At 26.9% G+C, this 22,976-nt stretch carries 11 protein-coding genes; 9 read left to right on the top strand and 2 right to left on the bottom strand.

Going from position 1 to position 22,976, the window contains the following annotated elements; translation table 11 throughout:
- The first annotated feature begins 61 nt into the window (after positions 1–61).
- Both KQI36_RS16440 and KQI36_RS16435 read left to right on the top strand, forming a co-directional pair.
- Complete coding sequence (locus tag KQI36_RS16440; protein WP_216451849.1) at positions 62–742, top strand: HD domain-containing protein; 681 nt, start codon at positions 62–64, stop codon at positions 740–742.
- A 346-nt stretch (positions 743–1,088) separates the two neighbouring features.
- Positions 1,089–2,426: an MATE family efflux transporter gene (locus tag KQI36_RS16435; protein ID WP_216451848.1), complete on the top strand. Its 1,338-nt coding sequence runs from the start codon at positions 1,089–1,091 to the stop codon at positions 2,424–2,426.
- Between the two features lie 70 nt (positions 2,427–2,496).
- On the opposite strand, the gene KQI36_RS16430 is transcribed toward KQI36_RS16435, so the two are convergent.
- Both KQI36_RS16430 and KQI36_RS16425 read right to left on the bottom strand, forming a co-directional pair.
- Entirely contained in the window at positions 2,497–3,486 is a 990-nt protein-coding gene (locus KQI36_RS16430) for a DUF4003 family protein (RefSeq protein WP_216451847.1), read from the bottom strand.
- Positions 3,487–3,674: 188 nt separating this feature from the next.
- Complete coding sequence (locus KQI36_RS16425) at positions 3,675–6,152, bottom strand: GxGYxYP domain-containing protein (RefSeq protein WP_216451846.1); 2,478 nt, start codon at positions 6,150–6,152, stop codon at positions 3,675–3,677.
- Between the two features lie 334 nt (positions 6,153–6,486).
- Between KQI36_RS16425 and KQI36_RS16420 the strand changes: the two genes are divergently transcribed.
- The 7 genes from KQI36_RS16420 to KQI36_RS16390 all read left to right on the top strand — a co-directional run bounded on the left by KQI36_RS16420 (position 6,487) and on the right by KQI36_RS16390 (position 22,968).
- Positions 6,487–7,089 (top strand): MptD family putative ECF transporter S component, encoded by a 603-nt coding sequence (locus KQI36_RS16420; protein ID WP_216451845.1) that lies wholly within the window; start codon positions 6,487–6,489, stop codon positions 7,087–7,089.
- Positions 7,089–7,784, top strand: a complete 696-nt coding sequence (locus KQI36_RS16415) for an energy-coupling factor transporter transmembrane component T (RefSeq protein ID WP_216451844.1) — start codon at positions 7,089–7,091, stop codon at positions 7,782–7,784. Before KQI36_RS16420 ends, KQI36_RS16415 begins: the two co-directional genes overlap by 1 nt.
- A gap of 476 nt (positions 7,785–8,260) precedes the next feature.
- Positions 8,261–9,685 carry an ABC transporter ATP-binding protein gene (locus KQI36_RS16410; protein WP_216451843.1) on the top strand — a complete coding sequence of 475 codons (1,425 nt, stop codon included), beginning with the start codon at positions 8,261–8,263 and terminating at the stop codon, positions 9,683–9,685.
- Between the two features lie 34 nt (positions 9,686–9,719).
- Positions 9,720–11,531 (top strand): ABC transporter ATP-binding protein, encoded by a 1,812-nt coding sequence (locus tag KQI36_RS16405; RefSeq protein WP_216451842.1) that lies wholly within the window; start codon positions 9,720–9,722, stop codon positions 11,529–11,531.
- On the top strand, positions 11,531–13,267 hold the full coding sequence (locus KQI36_RS16400; RefSeq protein WP_216451841.1) for an ABC transporter ATP-binding protein: 1,737 nt from the start codon (positions 11,531–11,533) through the stop codon (positions 13,265–13,267). The genes KQI36_RS16405 and KQI36_RS16400 overlap by 1 nt, the downstream gene beginning before the upstream one ends.
- Positions 13,268–13,311: 44 nt before the next feature.
- Entirely contained in the window at positions 13,312–14,901 is a 1,590-nt protein-coding gene (locus KQI36_RS16395; RefSeq protein WP_216451840.1) for a (2,3-dihydroxybenzoyl)adenylate synthase, read from the top strand.
- Positions 14,902–15,099: 198 nt separating this feature from the next.
- Complete coding sequence (locus KQI36_RS16390; RefSeq protein ID WP_216451839.1) at positions 15,100–22,968, top strand: non-ribosomal peptide synthetase; 7,869 nt, start codon at positions 15,100–15,102, stop codon at positions 22,966–22,968.
- The last annotated feature ends 8 nt before the right edge of the window (positions 22,969–22,976 follow it).

Below are 22,976 nucleotides of genomic sequence, written 5' to 3'. Positions count from 1 at the left end.
CCACAACTATTAACTCTTAATTCTCAACTAGAAAAATCTTATATATACTGGAGGTGGAACCTTGAGAAAAAAATTGATAATTATTTTGTGTGGTATATCTATAATCAGTTTAATTAGTGGCAGTTTTATATATGTAAAAAATAAAAATCATTCTAAAAGTATAGGTACTAATACCATAAATGAAAATGGTAGCAATATTACATATAATGAAGAAGAGATATTAAAAAAAATAAGAGAAATAAATAAATCATTAGGTGAAAAAGATGCTGAAGAGCTAGTAGAGCATAGCAAAAAAGTAAAAGAAATATCATTAATACTTTTTGATGAGTTAGGAATGGATGAAAAATATAAAGATATAGTTGGGATTTCAGCATTACTTCATGATATTCAAAAGCATACTGGTGATGAACATAATAAAGTTGGTGCAAAATATTTGGAAGAAAATATGGATAAAATTTTAAATTGTGATGATAAAGCTAAAGAACTTATAATATTGGCAGTAAGATGGCATAAAGGATCTAAATATACAGAAGAGATAAAAGATGAAAATTATTTGAAAGTTGTTGAAACTGTAAGGGCAGCAGATAAAATAGCAAAACTCTTTAAAGATAATAATAGTACTTTAGATGAAAATAAGTTAGAAGCAAAATCTAAAATAGATGAACTACAAAATAGTGATATAAAAGAAGCTTCATATAAGCTTATAGATGAGTATTACAATAAGATTAACAATCAATCTTAAAAATTAGATTTGTATAGGGAAACAAGCTCAAATTTAAATTTATTCAATAACTTTAAAATATTTTCATACAAAATGTAGTGTTGAATTCTAAGCGATTCAGAGCATGTCTCACTATTTGGGGTATCCAAGTTTTGGAATGGATAATTTTAAAAGTCAACTTAGAACACTATATATTAAAAATATAATTTTAAAAGTTTTTATTGACAATTATTTTTTTTATATGATATTATCAATAATGTCATCGGAGGATATATTTGTAATATATGCCGGATAAGATGGTTAACTATTGTTAACTGACTTATCCGGTTTTTTTAGTAATAATTAAATAATTGGGAGAAGGGGTAAAATGGAAAAAAATAATAAAATTTTAACAGAAGGCAACATTTATAAATCCTTACTGATGTTTGCTATACCATTTTTAATCGCAAATTTTATACAAGCTTTATATGGGGCCGTTGATATGGCTATAGTAGGATGGTTTGGAAGTTCAATTAGTATATCCGCAGTATCAATTGGAAGTCAAGTTATGCAAATATTGACGAGCTTAATATCAGGATTAACTATGGGGGGAACCATATTAATAGCTCAATACTTTGGTGCGGAAAAGGAAAAAGATACAGTTGAAACAATAAGTACTATGCTAACATTATTTGTTGGTTTTGCAATTTTATTTACTATAGTTATGATGTTTTTAACACCATCATTTTTAAAAATGTTAAGAACACCAGTAGAAGCATTTAGTGGAGCAAAAGAATATGTTCTAATTTGCTCAGCAGGAATAATATTTATTTTTGGGTATAATGGTATTAGTGCCATGTTAAGAGGAATAGGAGATTCTAAAAGCCCTATGATTTTTATTGCAATTGCTTGTATTACCAATATCGTTCTTGATTTAATTTTGGTTGGAAAATTTAAATTAGGTCCATCAGGAGCAGCAATAGCTACTATAGCATCTCAAGGTGTTAGTGTAGTACTAGCTATTATTTATTTAAGCAAAAGAAATTTTATATTTCAGTTTAAATTCAAAAACTTTAAAATACATAAGGATAAAGCATTAAAGCTTATAAAGCTAGGAATACCAGTATCGCTTCAAGAAACAATGGTTTCAGTATCTTTTTTAATTATAACAGCTATTATAAATACTTTAGGAGTAGTTCCAGCAGCAGCAGTGGGAATAGCCAGCAAATTTGATATGTTTGCAATGCTTCCAGCTATTGCATTTTCAGGTGCAATAACATCAATTACAGCGCAAAACATTGGTGCTAATAAACCAGAACGTGCTAAAAAAGCTTTAAATGCTAGTATGTTACTTGCTTTTTTATGTTCCATAGTATTCTTTGCCTGGGCCCAAATAAATGCTCAGTCAATTATGCATATGTTTAAAGCAGATGTAGATGTAACTTTGGCAGGATCACAATATATGAGAACATTTAGTATTGATTTCATGTTAGTTGCATTTGGGTTTTGTCAAAATGGTTTCTTAAATGGATGTGGAAGAACTAAATTTACAATGATTAATGGAATTTTAGCATCAATTTTAATTCGTGTACCATTAGCGTATATATTAAGTGTTTATATACCAACTAGTTTACTAGGAATAGGCCTTGCAGCGCCAATAGCAACATTTATTTCTGTAACTATATCTTTTGTATATATAAAAAGTGGAAGATGGAATAAAATTTAAGTAAAAATAATAAAACCATTGAAAAATAACAATTTATTTTTCAATGGTTTATTAAATTTAACAGTTTAAACTAGTTACTAGCACTAGATGCTGCAGCGGCAGATGAAACAGCTGCCATTGTAGCTATTTCTATTGCAATAGCTACAGTTAATGCAACATTATTTGTAGTATTTATTAAATTATCTTTAATAACTTCATCCATGGTATCAATATACATTGAAGTTACTAAAGATGCAGAAATCATATTTCTAATCAATGCTCCCATAGAAATGGTACCAAACCCTTTTTCTTTTTTTAATTCATTACTTGTAGTAACAATAGTTTTAGCAAAAGCATCAGTGTCATCTGTGACAAAAGAGGCTATACCTAAAAGTGGCAAAGAATAGCTTTTCAAAGGAACGTTGTAGGTTTCAAGTTTTTCTTTAAGCTCAACAACTTTTTTACACTTATCTTCTGCTGGAAGATTTATAAAGCACAATACATGAGATAATGTTTGAAGGTTATTTCCGCTCCAAAGTCCATGTTTTTTAAGAATAGTATAACATTTTTCTATTTCATTAAAAGTTTCATCATAATTCTTAGAAGTTGTAGCAATCATAGCAGCACAAGCTATATCCTCGTGACCGGTTAAAAATCTATGATTGTTTTTCATAAGATTGTATACAGTTCTTGTATTTATTATAGCATCATTTGTATTAACTCTATCTTTTGCATCAAAAATAACTTGAGCTGCTAAAACAAGATATTGATTTGAAAAAAATTGTTCTTTTAATTTATTATATATATTTATAATTTCCTCTAAACTAGCCTCCATATTATCAGTAAGTGAAATATTTACAGCTAGAGTCAATAGATTATTTCCTCTAAAATTTGAAAATATAGACGTTTTACCTTTGATTAAATTAATAGCCATATTAATTTTTTCAGCATCAACATTTTTATCTTTTAATGTTACATTTAAAGCATTGCATTTTTTAAAAAGACTCATTCCAAAAGTACCATGAACTTCATCTAAACCATGGCAATTATGTATCATTAAATTTAATTTATCACAAATCATATTGTTTCCCCCATAAAAGTAAGATAAATTTTAAAATTATCATGTTATTTTAATCATTTAGTAAGTAATAATATTATTACAAAAATTATTTTAACATAGAATTTAATGGTTAAAATTACAAAAAAATTACAAAATTAAAAAAATAATACCTTAATTATAATATATAACTAATAATGAAATATTTTTAATTAGTGCGTAACATTCTTAGATATAATTTCCATAAATATTTTAGGAGTTACTATTTCAACATTAGGATTTTCTTTAAGCTTATCAACAGCATATTTAACATTACTTAAATCTTTACTCCAAGCATGAACATAAACAAAGGTATAGCTATTAGCATCACGAATGTCTGTCTGGCCTGATTTAACTCTATCATTTATATTCTTAATTAAAGTATCTTCATCCTCTAAGTTACTCCAAAGCAAATCCCTACAGGATACAATAGGTTTATTATTAGACCAATTAATCTTTCCATGATAGTTGTCATGTCTATGATAATCAAGATAAAATAATCCATCTATATTAGATTTAATAGTAAATTTATCCCAAAGTTCATTATTATAAAAAGATGAGTCGTCTATAATTGCAACATATTTTTCATCGGTCTTTTTCATATATTCATTTAATTTAGTAGTATATGATGTTAGAGCATTTGTATTAAATTTACTAGGATATATATATCCATTACCTGATGGAGAAACTATAAAATAATCATTATTAGTTCCATTAGAAGCAGTTTTATAATATAAATCAAATACAGTAGGAGACAAAAAAAATAATGATGGACTTAGAGACCAACCTAAATTAAATTCTCCTCTATATGGAGAGCCAAACCACTTTAAAGAACCATAATTACTTCCAAGGTTCCATTGTTGATTATCACCATCGGATATTATAAATGTTACATAATGAGCATTTTTTTTATTGGGAATATTTTGCGATGATTTTTGATTAACAGGTAATGAATCAAATGCACTTAATACAGTTAAATTATAAGACCAATCTGCAGCGACCATACCTACACCATATTTTGATGTTGTACTTACATTTGTAAATTCATCAGGGCCCCAACCTAAACAAATAGAGTCTAGTTCCATAGATGAAAATATTTTATCTCTAAGAGAAGTGTCACTTACACTATCTTCATAAAATATCAAGGATTTAGTCATTATAGCATAATCTCTTAAAGCAGTGTCTTTTTCAGGAGAAAGTTGAATTACTATTGAGTGATTTAAACCTTTATCCCATAAATTATCATAAGCCCAGTTCTTATCAGTATTTCTACAATCCCCTTTAATTTTTGTTATACCATAAGATTTTACTTTGTCTTGAAGTGTTTCATCAATAGCAATGCAATTATTTAATGATGCAAAAGAACAGGCATTATTTATTGAAGGATTTTTTGTAGATGTAGTGTTATAAAGTACGTATCCATCAGTATAATCTTTAAATGTATTCAATAATTCCCAAGGGTCTGAAATATTTTTACATATAATACCGTAATTATTTTTCAAATCATTTAGCCATATTTCATAATCAGGTTGGGAAGAGTTAAGTGTATATATCTGAGAAGAACATTTAGGATTAACTATTCCTTGAAGAGTAGATATCATTGTTCTTTCACTAGCAGTCATTACATTTTGTGAAATGACATATAAAGTAGTTGGAGTTTTAGAATTTTTTATGTAGTAAGATTTAGAGGTAGAATTAGATAAAAAAGCAATAGGAAAAAAACTATTGCTTGTAGTTGTAGTTTTTTTCCAATCGCTATATTTAATGTTAAAGTTATCACCGTTTTCTTTACAGTATTTATAAAAGTTCTGTAAAAATGCAAGAGAATTTTTATCATAAAAAGGTTTAATTGGGGTGTCTTTTAAATTACCTAGTAATATTTGTCTTTTTATAATATCTTCAGCTGAAACATCTTTATAGTTTTTAATCATATCATACATAACCATAAATGTTGTGGTTCGACCTACACCATGTTTGCAGTGAAAATGAAGCCATGTATTTTTCGGTTGTGACTTTATTGTTTCAATAAAGTAATCAACCATATCATCCGTAGGAAGATTATTATCAGTAACAGGAATACGGATATATGATAATGAATTAGAAGTAACAAGTTTTTCTTCATTTTCAACAGTAACTGGAACTACAGTGAAATTAGGATTGTTATAAACTTTTATAGGATCACCTAATTTAATAGTATCTAAATCATTTTTTTCTTTTTTAATAACTTCATCTTTGGATAATCCTACATTAGCATTATTTTGAGTGTTTGCCCAACTAACAGGGAAGCTATTTATAAATCCATGAGATTCTTGTCTTAAATCAACAACTGTTATTGGAAGCTTTGTATCTATATTTTTTATTAGAATAGGTAAATTATGTCCAGAAAATTGATGACTACCAGAGATATTTAACTTATCTAGGCCAGTAAGATTTAAATTAGCATTATTTTTTATACTTGAAATATCAGAAGTTTTACGGAAAGTTTCAGGAACTTGATTGTAATGTGATGCATTGGATACATCTAACACAAGATTTACAGTGTTTAGTGGAGTATCATATGCTTTGATATTTTGTGGTTTTATTAATATACCGTAGAACATACAGAAAAATATTAATAAAAAAGAAATATGATTTTTAAATTTTTTATTCAATTATTATCACCTCCATAGAATAGTATAAAATTTTATTATAAATTTATAACTATATATAGGATGTGCGTAATAAAAAATTTATATGTAAGTATTTATATGAAATATAATTTTAAAATATCACTAACGGTCAATGTTAATACAGTATAGGACAAGAACAACTTATTGATATTGATTATCAATTGCCACAAATATATACTTAAAATTAATAGGAGGACATTACAATGTCTTAGAATTATAGGAAAACAAGAATACATAAAAAATTGTATAAGGAGATGGGAGTATGTAAAAAAAGTTAATTTAAATAATAATTAAATTTAAAAGGAGGAGTTTTAGTATGTCTAACTTAAAAACTAATAAGTTACAAACAAAGGATTTAGTTACTATAGGTATTTTTACAGCAATATATTTTGTAATAACTATATTAGTTATGATTTTAGTTGCAATAGCGCCTGTTATATGGTTACTATATCCTGGAATTTTAGCAGTTGTTTGTGGTGTTGTATATATGCTATTAACAGCCAAAATTGAAAAAACTGGTCCAGTATTTATTATGAGTACTATAACAGGAATTATATATTTAGTTACAGGAGAATGTACATGGGTGATATTAGCAACTTATGTAGTTACAGGATTAATTGCTGAGGTAATTCGTAGTTCTTTTGGATATAAAAGCTTTAAAGGTAATTTATTTTCTTATTGTGTATTCTCACTTGGAATGATTGGCTCACCACTACCATTGTGGTTATTTCATGATAGTTTTATTCAATCAATAATAGAGATGGGTATGGATCCATCTTATGTCGAAAAGATATCAACAATGGTTTCTGGATGGTCTTTTATAGGCATGATAATTGTAACTATAATTTGTGCAATAATAGGTGGATTTATTGGTAAATCAATGTTGAAAAAACATTTTCAAAAAGCAGGTATTGTTTAATGGAAAGTGTATCAAATAAAAGTTATTTGAATTTAGACCCAAGAACTAAACTAGTATTATTGTTTATAACTAATATTATTATTTTTTCAACTACACAGGTATATATTGAGATAGCAGTGGTATTGCTTCTTATGATGCTTATATCACTATGCGGATGTTTCAAGTCAATTTTAAAATTAGTAATAGTTTTTTTTTCATTAATATTAATTCAATTTTATGTAATACCAGTGTTACCAGCTATACTTGTAATGACATTTAATGTCCTTGCAGTTTATGCAAGGAAAATACTTCCTTGTTTGATGATTGGTACACTTATAGTTAAGACTACGCCAGTAAGGCTAATTATGTTGTCTTTAAGAAAATGGAAAGTTCCACAAAAAATTTTAATACCCTTAGCTATTACTATACGTTATTTTCCTTCTATTAAAGAAGAATATTCATACATTAAAGATGCAATGAAGTTAAGAGGAATAAAAGGTGTTGTAAAAAAGGTTGAGTGTGTATATGTTCCATTATTAATATCTGCAACACATACTGCAGAAGAATTAAGTGAAGCTGCAATAACAAGGGGCATTGAAAATCCTGTACCTAAAACTAGTGTAATAAATATTAAATTTCATTTTCAAGATTATTTTTCTTTGGTTGTAGGTGTGGTTTGTATGATAATTGCATTTACTGTGAAAATTCAAATTTAAAAGTAAAATTTATGTTTTAAAATATATAGAGAAACAAGCTCCAATTTAAATTTATACATCAAATTTTTCTTATCAGTTGAGAAAAATAAGTACAAATATAGTTATTATGAATTTAGGATGAAAGTGGAAATCACTTTCTGAAAATGATTTTAAAAAATCTATCAATATAATTTGCTTTGCAAATTTATAAAAAGGTACGTTGAGAATTACTAGGAACGAAGTGATTAGTAATAACTACAACTGTTAACTATTCACTCTTAACTTTTAACTAAAATAATCTTTTAGTTATTGATAAAACATTAATTTAAATTTTCTCATTTGATAAATGAATAAGTTTAAAATTTAATTTGGAACCCTATAGTGGTTAGCTGAAAATAATTAATTTTATAATTAAGTTCCTATTATTTTAATCTAGTACTTTCAGCTTTCCATTTTTATAAAATTAGAGAACTTATATTAATATTGGGGGTAAAAATGTGATAAATATTGATAATGTATTCTTTGCTTATCCAACAGAGAAAAATCATAATATAAAGAATATAGATATAAAGATTAATCATGGAGAATGTGTTTTATTATGTGGTAAAAGTGGATGTGGTAAAACCACAGTAACAAAACTTGTAAATGGATTAATACCACATTTTATAGATGGAGATTTAAAAGGAAATGTTCATGTTAATAATATGAATGTAAAAGAGACAGAAATGTATAAATTGTCTTTGAAAATTGGATCAGTATTTCAAAATCCTAAATCGCAATTCTTTAATATTGATTCTGATAGTGAACTTGCTTTTGGACTTGAAAATCAAGGGTTGGAGCCTAAATATATGCGAGATAGAATTAATAAGGTAGTTAAAGAACTTAATATAAAAAAACTTTTAAAAAGAAATATTTTTAAAATGTCTGGAGGTGAAAAACAAATACTCGCATTTTCTTCTGTTCATGCAATGAATCCAGATATATATGTTCTAGATGAACCATCTGCTAATTTAGATGCTAATAAAATAAAGTTATTAAAAGAATTACTTATAAAAATTAAAAACCAAGGAAAAACAATATTAATAACTGAGCATAGAATTTATTATCTAGCTGATATTATTGACAAAATTGTGTTTATAGATGATGGAGAGATAAAAAGTCAACTAACAAGAGAAGAATTTTTAAATTTAGAAGATAGCACTCGTAGAAATATGGGATTACGAACATTAAAGATACCTGAAATTGAAGAAAAATTCCATATTGTAGAAAATAAAAAATCACATGAGGCAGAACTTGTTATAGAAAATCTTTCATGTAATTATGGAAAAAAAGAAGTTTTTAAAGATATATCATTTTCTGCATCTGCAGGAGATATTATAGGTATTCTTGGAGAAAATGGTGCAGGTAAGACAACTTTAATGAGATGTTTGGCAGGGCTTATAAAAGAAAAAAGTGGAAATGTATTTATTGATGGAGAAAAATTAAATTATAAGCAAAGACTAGATTATCACTATATGATTATGCAAGATGTAACTCATCAGCTTTTTGCCGAAAGTGTAATTGAAGAATTTACTTTAACAAATGAAAATATACCAAAAGAAAAAATATTATCTATATTAGAGGAATTTAATCTTGATAAATTTAAGGGTAAACATCCAATGTCATTGTCAGGAGGTCAAAAACAAAGACTTGCAATAGCAGTTGGAGCATTAGCTAATAAAAGAATACTAATATTTGATGAACCTACAAGTGGACTGGATTATATACATATGTATAAGGTAAGTAATATTATAAAAAAACTTAGCAAAGAAAATCATATTATATTTATTGTTACACATGATAAAGAACTTTTTGAAATAACTTGTAATAAAGGTTTAAAGTTGGAAAATGGCAGAAAAGTAAAAGAATTTTTAGTAAAATAAACTCATTTATTGTTTTAGAAAGGAAGTAAAAAAATTGGAGGCTAAAAAAAAAGAAGGATTAGCAAGACTCTTTGAAATTGCCAGTGAAAAAAAGAAGTTTCTTATTATATCTGGAGTGGTATCAATTATAAGCGCCTTTTTTCTATTATTTCCATATTTAATGGTGTATAAAATTATGGAAGAACTTTTAAAAAACGCTTCTAGTATATCAAATATAAGTGGAAGTAGTTTGATGAATTGGGCAATTTATGGCAACATAGCAATGATTATAGGATACATTTTATTGTATGTAGGTGCAATGATAGCTCACATAGTTGCTTATAACATTATATATAAAATAAGAATAAAACTTTCAGAACATATGGGTAAACTTCCAATGGGATATTTCAATAAAAATTCTATTGGAAAAATTAAAAGCGTAATAGAATCTGATGTGGAAAAAATAGAACTTTTTATTGCACATCAACTTCCAGATTTAGTTAGTACTGTTGTAATGATTATAATAATTTTTATATCTATGTTATATTTAAATTTTTGGTATGGATTAGCTTCTATCATACCAATAGTTGTGGGATATTCTTTGCAATACTCTATGTTATGTGGGGAGAAAGCAAAAGCTGGATTAAAAGAATATTTTGATGCATTAGAAAGCATTAATACATCAGCCATACAATACGTCAGAGGAATGTCATCTATAAAAATATTTGGACAAACTATTCACTCCTTTCGTGAATTTTATAATGATATGATTGCATATCGTAATTTTAGCACACAATATGCAAAAAATTATGAGAAAAGATATGTTTTATTTAATATAATTATTGCATCTTTATTTACATTTATAGTTCCAGTTGGACTGTTATTTATAAGTAAAGAGCCAAGTAATTTAGCATTATCAATAACATTTATTTTCTTTCTTATTCTATCAATGGGCATTTCTTCACCAATTTTAAAATTAAATGCATTAGCTACAACAGTAAATAGAATATCAGAAGGACTAAATAGAATAGATAGGATTATAGAAGAAGAACCTATTAAAATTTCAGAAGATGTTAAAATACCATCTGAATTTGATATAAAGTTTAATGATGTTTCATTTGCATATAATGAAAATGGACAAGAGGTTTTAAAAAAAATTAAATTTACTGCATGTCAAGGAGAAATTACTGCTTTAGTAGGTCCATCAGGATCAGGAAAATCTACTATAGCTCAATTGATACCTAGATTCTGGGATGTGAATAATGGAAGCATAACTATTGGAGATATAAATATAAAAAGTATTGAAAATGAAAAACTTATGGATATTATATCCTTTGTTTTTCAAGATAATTTTTTATTAACAGATACAATTTTAAATAACATTTTAATTGGTAGGCCAAATGCACAAAAAAAAGAGGTTATTGATGCTGCAAAAGCTGCAAGATGCCATGAATTTATAAAAGCCCTTCCTAATGGATATGACACTTATGTAGGAAACAAAGGCACATATTTATCAGGGGGTGAAAAACAAAGAATATCTGTAGCAAGAGCTATATTAAAAAATGCACCAATTTTAATATTAGATGAAGCGACAGCATTTGCAGACCCGGAAAATGAATATGAAATACAATTAGCCTTGCAAAAACTTATAAAAAATAAAACTGTATTAGTTATAGCTCATAGATTAACTACAATAGTAGATGCAAATAAAATAATTGTTATAGAGGATGGAGAAATATCAGAGCTAGGGACACATAATAGTCTTATAGATAATAATGGTTTATATAAAAAAATGTGGCAAGCATATAATGCATCTTTAAACTGGGAAGTTGATAGTAATTTTATTAAGGAGGTAAAAAAAGAGTAATGAAATTTTTATATACCATTACTGCAGGAAATCCTAAGAATATGATTAAACCTGTTTTGTGGGAAGTAGCTACTGAAATAATTAATATGATTCCTTTTGCTTGTATAACAATAATTATAAACATAATATATGAGTATCATGCTAAGGAAAGACAAGAATTGAATTTTAATATACTTTGGATGACTTTTTCCATAATGATAATATTCTTTTTTATCATATTTCTATGTAAAAGAAAATCATATAGAGCTATTGTAAGTTCTGCATATAATACTTCAACACAAGGACGTATAAAAATTGCTGAACATTTAAGAAGACTTCCTCTTGGATTTTTAATGAGTAAAGATTCAGCAGAGTTAGGAAGTATGATAATGAATGATATTACTTTAATAGAGGAAGCATCAAGTGATATATTACCACAACTTATAGGTGGCATAATTGTACCAATAATTGCTTTAGTTGGAATGGCATTTGTTGATTGGAGATTATCTTTATCAATGTTTTTAGGATTTCCAATATCAATTCTTATAATAGTAGCTATTTCAAACTTTCAACGTAACTTAGCGACAAAACATTCTAGGGCAAAACTTGAACAATCCAATTGTATTGAAGAGTATCTTGCTGGAATAAAAGTTATTAAAGCCTATAATTTAACTGGTAAAAATTTTTCCAAATTAAATCAAGCTTTTTATAATTTTATGAAAATGAGTATTAAACAAGAAGGACTAGTAGGCCCATTTTTCTTAGTAGCAGTTTCCTTCATTAAATCTGGTTTATCTTTTATTTCAATTTCTGGTGTTTATTTAATTTTAAATAAAAGTTTAACTATACCAATTTTTGCACTGTTTTTATTAGTTGGAACTCGTATTTTTGATCCATTGTCAGCTGCTATTACAAAACTTCCAGAGCTTAAATATGACATGATTGCAGGTGAACGTATTATTCATTTGCTAAATCAGCCTAAGATGACAGGAGAAGGTAGTCCTAATAATAAGCACAATATAAAATTTAACAATGTTACATTTGGTTATAAAAAAAATATGGTTTTAAATAATATTAATACTGAAATAAAAGAAGGAGAATTAACTGCTATAGTTGGTCCATCTGGAAGTGGAAAAAGTACAATGCTTAGACTTATAGCAAGATTTTATGACCCTAATGATGGAATGATTACTTTTGGAAATAAAAATTTATGTGAAATAAATCCGGAAAAGTTAATGAAAAAAATTTCCATGGTATTTCAAGATGTATATTTATTTGAAGACACAATAGGAAATAATATTCGTTACGGAAAAAATAATGCAACTCAGCAAGAAATAGAAGAGGCAGCAAAAAAAGCTTGTTGCCATGATTTTATAGTTAAACTTCCAAAGGGATATAACACTATAGTTGGAGAAGGGGGTTCTACTTTATCAGGTGGAGAAAAACAACGTATTTCAATAGCACGTGCTATTTTAAAGGATACACCATTAGTTTTACTTGATGAGGCAACATCATCCCTTGATCCAGAGAATGAATTAGATGTTCAAAGGGCTATTAATGAATTGGTGAAAAATAGAACTATAATTATGATCGCTCATAAGTTAAGAACTGTAGTTAACGCAGATAAAATCATTGTTATAGATAATGGAAAAATAGTTGAAGAAGGTAATCATGAATATCTTATAAAAAAACAAGGTCTTTATTTTAAATTATGGAATTTACAAATGAAAACAAGAGGATGGAAAATAACTTCATAATAAATCCTTATAAAAATATATATCATTTTTCAGGAGGATAAAATATGGTTAAAAATTACGGATTATGTGAAAAAAGAGAAGATAGTAAACAAATTTTTTTAGAAGAACTAACACTTTATGACCATCTAGAATTGGCTATAAAAAGGTATAAAAGTAAAATTGCACTTGTAGAGAAAAGTAGAAAATTAACTTATATAGACCTTTATAAAGAGATAAGTAAGATCTCAGGGGGATTTTTAAGACTTGGAATAAAAAATGGTGATAAAGTATTAATACAACTTCCTAATTGCATAGATTTTGTTATAGTTTCGTTTGCTTTGTTTAAAATAGGTGCTTTACCAATTTTTGTTTTGCCTAGTTATAGAGAAAATGAAATTGATGAAATTATTAAAAAAACTAAACCTAGTGCAATGGTTATTAATGATAGTTATTTAGGATTCAATTATAAAAACATGGCAATTAACCTAAAGAAAAAACATAAAAGTATAAATTGGATAATAAATGTGGATAAAGATGATGAAAATCCATGTATAAAAGATTTTAAAGAATCAAATGTAAAATATGAAAAGCCATTATGTAATGATACTGCTTTTTTAATTTTATCTGGTGGAACAACCAGTCTTCCTAAAATAATTCCAATAACACATAGTGCTTGTGCTTATTATGCAAAGGAATGTGCAATAAATTCTAAAGTAAATGAAAAAAGCACATATTTAGCTATTTTGCCAATAGCACATAAATTTGCACTAAGTATGCCTGGAGTTATTGGAACATTAATATTAGGTGGAAAAGTTGTAATATGTGAATCAGGAAGTTGTGAAGAGGTTTTTCCAATAATTGAAAATGAAAAAGTAACAATAACATCATTAGTACCATCTTTAATAAATTTATGGCTGGAAGTTTTAGAGTGGGACAAAAAGCATGATATATCAAGCTTAAAAGTTCTACAAGTGGGAGGAGCTATGTTAAGTAGTAATACTGCAAAAGAGATAGTAAATAATATGCAGTGTAAGCTTCAGCAAGTGTATGGAACTTCAGAAGGAGTTATATGTTTTACAGATTTAGATGATGATTATAACGTTTTATGTAATAGTCAAGGTAAGCCTATTTCTAGATTTGATGAAATAAAAATTATTGATGAAAATAGTAGTATTATATCAAATGGAGAGTATGGCGAACTTTTAGTAAAAGGACCATACACTATAAAAAGTTATTATGAAAAAGACGCAAGTAAGGATAATTATTTTACTGAGGATGGTTTTTATCGCACTGGAGATAAGGCAAGAATAGTATTTAATAATAAAATACAAATAGTAGGACGTCTTAAAGAACAAATCAATAGAGCAGGAGAAAAAATAATGCCATCTGAGATAGAAAATATATTATGTAAACATAATAATATTAAAAGTTCTGCTGTAATAGCTATTGAAGATGAAGTGTTAGGTGAACGAAGTTGTGCATTTATAATTTCAGATAATGTAAATTTAAAAAAGGCTGATATTACAAAATTTTTTATAGATATGGGAGTTGCTTCAAATAAAATACCAGATCAAATGGAATTTGTAGACTATTTTCCACTTACAGGGGTTGGAAAAATTAATAAAAAAGAGCTTAAAAAATGGATTTTAAAATAGATTAATTTATAGATTAATTTAATGAATTTATAAAAAATAAATATATAAAGAGGTATAATACCATTGTATTATCAATTGATAATTATTATTGATAAAAGATATATTATATAGTTCTCAATTTAGTATAAATTATTTTATAAGGGAGTGATTAAACTGGATAAAATAAATAACAAACAAATATTATTTAACTATGAAGATATGAAAGATAAAATTAAAAATATATTATCAATAAAAGGTGATATAGAAGATAATCGTAATTTACTTGAATTAGGATTAAATTCACTTCAAATAATGAGATTAGTAAACCAATGGCGTCGTGAAGGAATAGATATTACATTTTCAAAACTTATTTCATCACCATATCTGAATCATTGGTGGGGACTAATAAAAGAGCAAATAAAAGTAGAATCTAAAAATAGTAATGAAGATAAAAAATCAAATATAGATGAGGATAATTTAGAGCTTATAAAATCATTTCCATTAAATGATGTACAGTATGCATATTGGGTAGGAAGACGTGAAAATCAACCACTTGGTGGAGTGGGATGTCATGCTTATTTTGAAATAGATTGTAATGATATTATACTAGATAAATTACAGAAAGCCTGGATTAAATTGTTATACCATCATCCTATGCTTAGGGCAAGATTTTTAGAAAATGGAGAACAAGAAATATTAAAAAATCCATATTCAAAAGAAATAGTAATTAATAATTTTAAAGATAAATCTTTAGAAAATATAAAAAAATCTTTAAAAAATATTAGGGAAAAGTTGTCTCATAGAGTGTTAGATGTTAAAAGTGGACAAGTTTGTGGGCTAGAAGTTAGCTTATTACCAGATAATAAAACAAGGATACATTTTGATATAGATTTATTAGTTGCAGATATGCAAAGTCTCCAAGTGATTTTTAGAGATTTAGCATTAATTTATGACGGAGTAAAAGAGCTTTCTGCACCGATTGATTGGAGTTTTGGAAAGTACTTAAAAAGGAATCAACAAAGGCTATTAGAAGAAAAGAAAAAAGCTAAAAATTATTGGGAGAATAATTTAAATATTTTACCTAAAGGACCTACAATACCGTTAGAAGAAACACCAGAAAATATAATAAAACCTGTATTTAAAAGAAGAAAATATTTTTTGAATAATTCTCAATGGGAATCACTTAAGAGTAAAGCAGCAGCAAATCAGGTTACACCAGCTATGGTATTGTTAGCTGCATATTCAGAAATATTAGACAAATGGAGTGAAAATTCTAAATTTTTAATAAATATGCCATTGTTTGACCGTGAAACTAGTGAACAAGGAATAGAAGATGTTATAGCAGACTTTACAAATGTATTATTATTACCAATAGATTGCAATAATATAAAGCCATTTTTACAAAGGGTAAAAGACATTCAGAAAAATTTTCATAAAACTGTAGAGTATTCATCATATTCAGGAATAGATATATTAAGAGATATGGGAAGATTATATCCTGGAGAAGGAAGTTTTGCACCGGTAGTATTTTCATGTAATTATGGGACTCCACTTATTAGTGAAAAATTTGAAAAAATTTTAGGAAAACTTTCATATATGATTTCTCAAACACCTCAAGTGTGGCTAGATTTTCAAGTTTATGAGATTAATAATGGGTTATTACTTGCATGGGATAGTGTAGATAAACTTTTCCCAGAAGGTTTAATTGATGATATGTTTAATAAATTTAAAGAATTAATTAATTGGATAGTTAATGAAGAAAGTTGGAGTGAAGTTCCTGAAATTCTTTATAATATTAGAGAATTAAAGAGTTATGACGTAGAAAATGATGAACTTTCATTTGAATATAAAAAATGTTTACATACGTCGTTTTTCGAAATTGCAAAAAAAACCCCTAATAAAATAGCAGTTATAGACGGAGTATTGGGAATTAAAGTTTCATATAAAGAATTAGCAAAAGATGCATTGAAAATAGCTACAATGCTTGAGAAAAATGGAATTAGTAATAAAGACTTAGTTGCAGTAACTTTGCCAAGAGGAATAGACCAAATAAAAGCAGTTTTAGGTATATTAGCTGTAGGTGCATGTTATGTGCCTATTAGTGAAAAGCAACCATATTTACGTAGAAATGCAATTTATAAAAAAGCTAATATAAGTTTTACTATTACTAATGAAGAGTTATATGAAAATATAAAATGGCCAACAACTAATAAAATTTTAAAAATTGAAAATTCTAAAGAAATGGAGTTATTTACAGAATTTAAAAAAGTTTCTTCAGATAGTTTAGCATATATAATTTTCACATCTGGATCTACTGGAGAACCTAAAGGTGTTGAAATTTCACATTGTGCAGCGGTAAATACAATAATTGATATTAATAAACGTTATAATGTTTCAAATGAAGATATAGTGTTAGCTCTTTCATCCTTAGATTTTGATTTATCAGTGTATGACATATTCGGCATATTATCTGTTGGTGGAACAGTAGTTACTATTACAGAAGATAACTATAGAGATGCTGCAAGTTGGGTAGAGATAGTACAAAATTATAATGTTACCATATGGAATTCAGTGCCAATATTATTGGATATGTTCTTATTAATGGCTGAAAGCAAAAAAATAAAAATACCATCAATAAGAGTAGCTATGCTATCTGGAGATTGGATTGGACTTGACTTACCTTCAAGATTATATAATATATCAGAAAATGCACAAATGGTAGCTATGGGTGGAGCTACAGAGGCATCTATTTGGTCAAATTATTTTAATGTAACTTTGCCACTAGATTCTAAGTGGAAATCAATTCCTTATGGACAACCCTTAACTAATCAAATTTATAGAGTTGTAGATAGAAAAGGAAGAGATTGTCCTAATTGGGTTTCAGGAGAATTATGGATTGGTGGAGTTGGAGTTGCTAGGGGATATGCAGGTGATGACGAACTTACAAAAGAGCGTTTTGTAGAGTGGAATAATAATAGATGGTATTTAACAGGAGATATAGGTAGATATTGGAGTGATGGGAATATTGAGTTCCTAGGTAGAAAAGATTTTCAAGTCAAAGTTAGAGGACATCGTATTGAACTTGGGGACATAGAAACTGCAATAAAAAAATATCCTAATGTGCAAGATGCTGTAGTTATTACAATAGATGATTCATATAAAAATAAGCATTTAGTTGGATATGTAATACCTAAAAATAAATATGAAGATTATAATACAGATGATTTTAATAGTATAGAAGAAAATATAAAGATTTTTTTACATGACATATTACCAGATTATATGATTCCTACTAGATTTGTATTATTAAAAGAACTACCACTTAATATTAATGGGAAATTAGATAGAAAAATATTGCCATTACCTAGTGTTGAAAAAAATGAAAAATTAGAGAAGCGTTTTATGAAACCAAAAACAAAAACAGAATTGTTATTATCTAAAATTTGGTGTGAAATTCTTAATATAAATGAAATAAATATAAATGATAATTATTTCATTTTAGGTGGCGATTCATTAATGGCAACAAAATTGAGCACAAAAATACAAAAGGAGTTTGGTGTTAATTTATCTTTAGAGATGATATTTAAAAATCCTGTGTTTATTGATGAAGTAGATTGTATTGATAGCTTATTAAAGAGTAGAAATGAAATTATAAAAAAAGATGTTCAATTACCAAAAGTAAATCAAGATTTAAAAAATTTATATAAACCATTTCCATTAACAGATATACAAAAGGCATATTGGATAGGAAGAAGTGGAGCATATTCTTTAGGAAAAGTTGCAACTCATTATTACTTTGAATTTGAAGGTGAAAACTTAGATGTATCTAGGATAAATAATATTTGGGAAAAAATCATAAAACGTCATGATATGATGAGAGCAATAATACTTCCTGATGGGGAAAATCAGCAAATATATAAAGACGTTCCAAGCTATGAGATAAAAGTCTATGATTTAAATTCAAAAAGCCTTATAGATGCAGAAAAGACATTAAAGGATATCCGTATAGAAATGTCTCATCAAAAATTTATAACAGACAAATGGCCATTGTTTGATGTACGAGCATCCTGTTTTGATAAAGGAAAAGTAAGGCTTCATTTTAGTTTTGATAATATAATTTTTGATGGTTGGAGCATATTTCATATTCTAAATGAAATGGCTGATGTTTATTTTAATCCAGAGAAACCTTTATTAAAATTAGACTTTTCTTTTAGAGATTATGTACTAGCTACTGAAAAAATAAAAAATAGTGAATTATATAAACGAGATAAAGAGTATTGGTTTAATAAGATAAAAGATTTACCAATGGCTCCAGAGCTACCGTTAGCTAAAAATCCAGACCAATTAGACAATCATCAATTTACACATTATGAGAAAATAATAGACAAAAATAATTGGACTAAATTTAAAAAAGATATTACAGAGTTTGGATTAACACCATCAGCAGTGTTACTTGCAATATATGTAGAGGTTATAGGAGCATGGAGTAGACATCAAAAGTTTACTATCAACTTAACAAGATTTAATAGAATGCCAATACATCCTAAAATAAATGAAATTGTAGGAGATTTCACATCGTTAACATTACTTGCTATAGACAATTCTTTAAAAGATACATTCATTGAAAGGTGTAAGAATATACAACAAAAATTATGGCAAGATATAGATCACTCATATGTAAGTGGCGTTGATGTGCAAAGAGAACTTGCAAAGATTAATGGTAAGAATCAAGGTATGGTTATGCCAGTGGTATTTACAAGTGCAATAGGATATGAAAACAAAAATTCTAAAGAAATTAGTAGATCTTTATTAGGAAAAAGAATATATAGTATTTCACAAACACCTCAAGTTTGGATAGATAATCAAGTTATAGAAGAAAATAAAGAGCTTATATTAACTTGGGATGTAGTAAAAGAACTGTTCCCAGAGGGATTAACAGATGACATGTTTAAAGCTTATTCTAAAACTATTGATAAAGTTATAAATGATATAAAAGTATGGAAGAAAAAGTCTAGAAATATTATCTCTATTCCTAATATTGAAAAAAGAATAGAGGCAAATAGCACTAAAAGACCAATATGTTATGAAACACTTAATAGTTTATTTGAAAAGAAAGCTTTACAATATCCTAATAACATTGCAATATCATCAACAAATTATAAATTGACTTATAAAGAATTGTTAAAGAAGGTTACTAATGCTAGTAATGTTTTAATAGACAAAGGAGTAAAACCTAACAATTTAGTAGCAGTTATTATGGAAAAGGGATGGGAACAAGTTGTAGCTGTTTTGGGAATAATAAAAGCAGGAGCGGCATATTTGCCAATTGATCCTAATAATCCTAAAGATAGACTTGAAATGTTACTAAATGAGGGAGAGATAAAGTTTGTTTTAACTCAAGGCAGTATAAAAGATAAATTAATTTTACCAACAAAATTTGAATTGTTAGAAATAAATAATATTGCTAATAAAGAAAGTAGTCATATATCACAGGATGTAATTGTAAATCCTAAGGATTTAGCATATGTTATTTACACATCAGGTTCTACAGGGGTTCCTAAAGGTGTAATGATAGACCATATTGGTGCTGTAAATACTATTCTTGATATTAATAAACGCTTTTTAGTAGGACCAGAAGATAGTATAATAGCACTTTCTAACTTAAATTTTGATTTATCTGTGTATGATATTTTTGGAACACTTGCTGCTGGGGCCACAATAGTATTTCCAGATAGTGATTCTATTAAAGATCCTTCTCATTGGCTAGAGTTATTAGAAAAATATAATATTACAATTTGGAATACAGTACCGATGTTTATGCAAATGTTTATGGAATATTTAAGCAATGAAACAAGAGATTTGCCACAGTCACTTAGATTAGTTCTATTAAGTGGGGATTGGATTCCACTTGAATTGTCGGATAAAATAAAATTTCATTTTAAAAATACTGAAGTTATTGGACTTGGTGGAGCTACTGAGGCATCGATTTGGTCTAATATATATAAAATTGATAAAGTAAATGCAAATTGGAAGAGTATTCCTTACGGTAAACCAATGGTTAATCAACATTATTATATATTAAATGAATTAATGGAAGAATGTCCAAACTGGGTTCCTGGTAGGCTGTATATTGGTGGTATTGGCGTTGCTAAGGGTTATTGGAAAAATGAAAAGAAAACATCAGAAAGATTTATATTATACCCTAAAACTGGAGAGAAGATATATTATACCGGTGATTTAGGAAGATATTGGCCAGATGGAAATATAGAGTTCCTTGGTAGAGAGGATTCTCAAATAAAATTAAATGGATATAGAATTGAACTTGGTGAAATTGAAAGTACAATAAAACTTAACAAAGATATAAAGGATGCTGTAGTTATTGTAGATGAAAAGAATAATGAAGAACGTAATTTAATAAGTTATATAGTTCCTAAAAATAAAGAGTTATCAATTTGTTTTGAAAATGTAGAATCTGATAAAAAGCATATTGATAAATGCTTAAAACATATAAAAATGTCTATAGAAGAGGAAATGAATAATCTATCAAATGATGTAAATTTAAGTAAAATAGTATTATTTAATAATTGTCTAGATCATATTAGTATTAAGGCCATGTGTGATACTTTTAGAAATATAGGTATTTTTAGCAGTGATGCTAAAGAAGATTATACTGTAGAAGAGTTAATTAAAAAATATAAATTTGATAACCGCTTTAAAACACTAATAACTCATTGGTTAGAAACTTTTGTTAAAGAAGGCATTCTACAAAAAGATTGCAAAGGAAAGTATTTTAATTTATATCCTATAGGAAATTACAAGAAAAATACTGAGATGATTAATCAGTTAAATTCATATCCAGATTTAAAAGAAAAAATAGTTTTAGTAGATATGAAAATGCACAAAGATATAAATACTAATATTTCTATATTAAAAGGTGAAAAAGATTCACGTGAAGTAGTTATTGACAATAGTTTATGTTTAACTCCTAATAAATTAGAAAAATATAATATAGGAGGAGACTATTATAAGGGGTTGTTATGTAAAGCTCTAAAAACTTTTATAAACTCATATAATAATAAAATAAATGTTTTAGAAATAGGTGGAAGAATGGGTAATATTCTATCATTAATAAAAGAGTGTTTGCCTAAGGAAAACTGTGAGTATATATACACAGATGAATCATCTTATTTTTTAGAAAAAGTAAAAAATGAGCATAAAGGGTCCCAAATAATAGATTTTAAACTATTAAATGTTAATAAATCTCCTTTAAATCAAGGTTATGAATATCATAAATACAATATTATAGTTGCTAATAATTCTATACATCGCTCAAAAAATATTGTGAAAACTTTAAGATTTTTAAAAGATATGCTAGCACCTGGAGGTATATTACTCATTGTAGAAGCTACTGAAAATAGAAAAATTCAATTAAATACAGTAGCTCTTTTAGAAAATGGGTTTTCTAATATAGAAGATATAAGAAAAGAAAACAAGCTTCCATTATTATCTAATAAGCAATGGATAGATATATTAAAATCACAAGGGTTTTCAAATATAGATTTTTCTTCATTATATAATAAAATTTCTAAAATTTTTGGACAAAATTTAATTATTGCAGAAGGTCCTAAAACTGTTAAAAAGTTTAAATCAGATGCACTTTCTAATTTCATGAAAGAAAAATTACCAAATTATATGTTGCCTAAAAAATACTTTTTATTAGATGAAATACCTCTTTCAAAAAATGGAAAGGTAGATAGAAAAACATTAGAAGGATTCAGTCAAAATTATGATAAAAATTATAAAAAATCTAATGTTGTACCTTTTACAGACATTCAAATTAAAATAGCTGATTCATGGAAAGATATACTTCATAATAATGAAATTAGTGTAGAAGATAACTTTTTTAAACTAGGAGGAGATTCATTACAAGCAATTCAGTGTGTAAATATATTAAAGGATAAATATAATATTAAGTTATCTTTAAAAAGTTTCTTTGAAGCATCTAATATATACGATTTAGAAAAACTTATAGAAAATAAATCAATAGAAACAAATTTAACTGAAACCTTTGTAGAAGGTGAAATATAGGATGTGAT

The sequence above is a fragment of the Clostridium senegalense genome (assembly GCF_018916625.1).
GTDB classification, from domain to species: Bacteria; Bacillota; Clostridia; order Clostridiales; family Clostridiaceae; genus Clostridium_J; species Clostridium_J senegalense.
The sequence above is the reverse complement of the archived record's forward strand: the minus strand, read 5'-3'. Positions and strand labels throughout refer to the sequence as shown.

What these genes read in the sequence shown, in the direction of transcription:
- KQI36_RS16435 (WP_216451848.1), top strand. Translation starts at nt 1,089, where the DNA reads ATGGAAAAAAATAATAAAATTTTAACAGAAGGCAACATTTATAAATCC.
- KQI36_RS16430 (WP_216451847.1), bottom strand. Translation starts at nt 3,486, where the DNA reads ATGATTTGTGATAAATTAAATTTAATGATACATAATTGCCATGGTTTA.
- KQI36_RS16420 (WP_216451845.1), top strand. Translation starts at nt 6,487, where the DNA reads ATGTCTAACTTAAAAACTAATAAGTTACAAACAAAGGATTTAGTTACT.
- KQI36_RS16415 (WP_216451844.1), top strand. Translation starts at nt 7,089, where the DNA reads ATGGAAAGTGTATCAAATAAAAGTTATTTGAATTTAGACCCAAGAACT.
- KQI36_RS16400 (WP_216451841.1), top strand. Translation starts at nt 11,531, where the DNA reads ATGAAATTTTTATATACCATTACTGCAGGAAATCCTAAGAATATGATT.
- KQI36_RS16395 (WP_216451840.1), top strand. Translation starts at nt 13,312, where the DNA reads ATGGTTAAAAATTACGGATTATGTGAAAAAAGAGAAGATAGTAAACAA.
- KQI36_RS16390 (WP_216451839.1), top strand. Translation starts at nt 15,100, where the DNA reads ATGAAAGATAAAATTAAAAATATATTATCAATAAAAGGTGATATAGAA.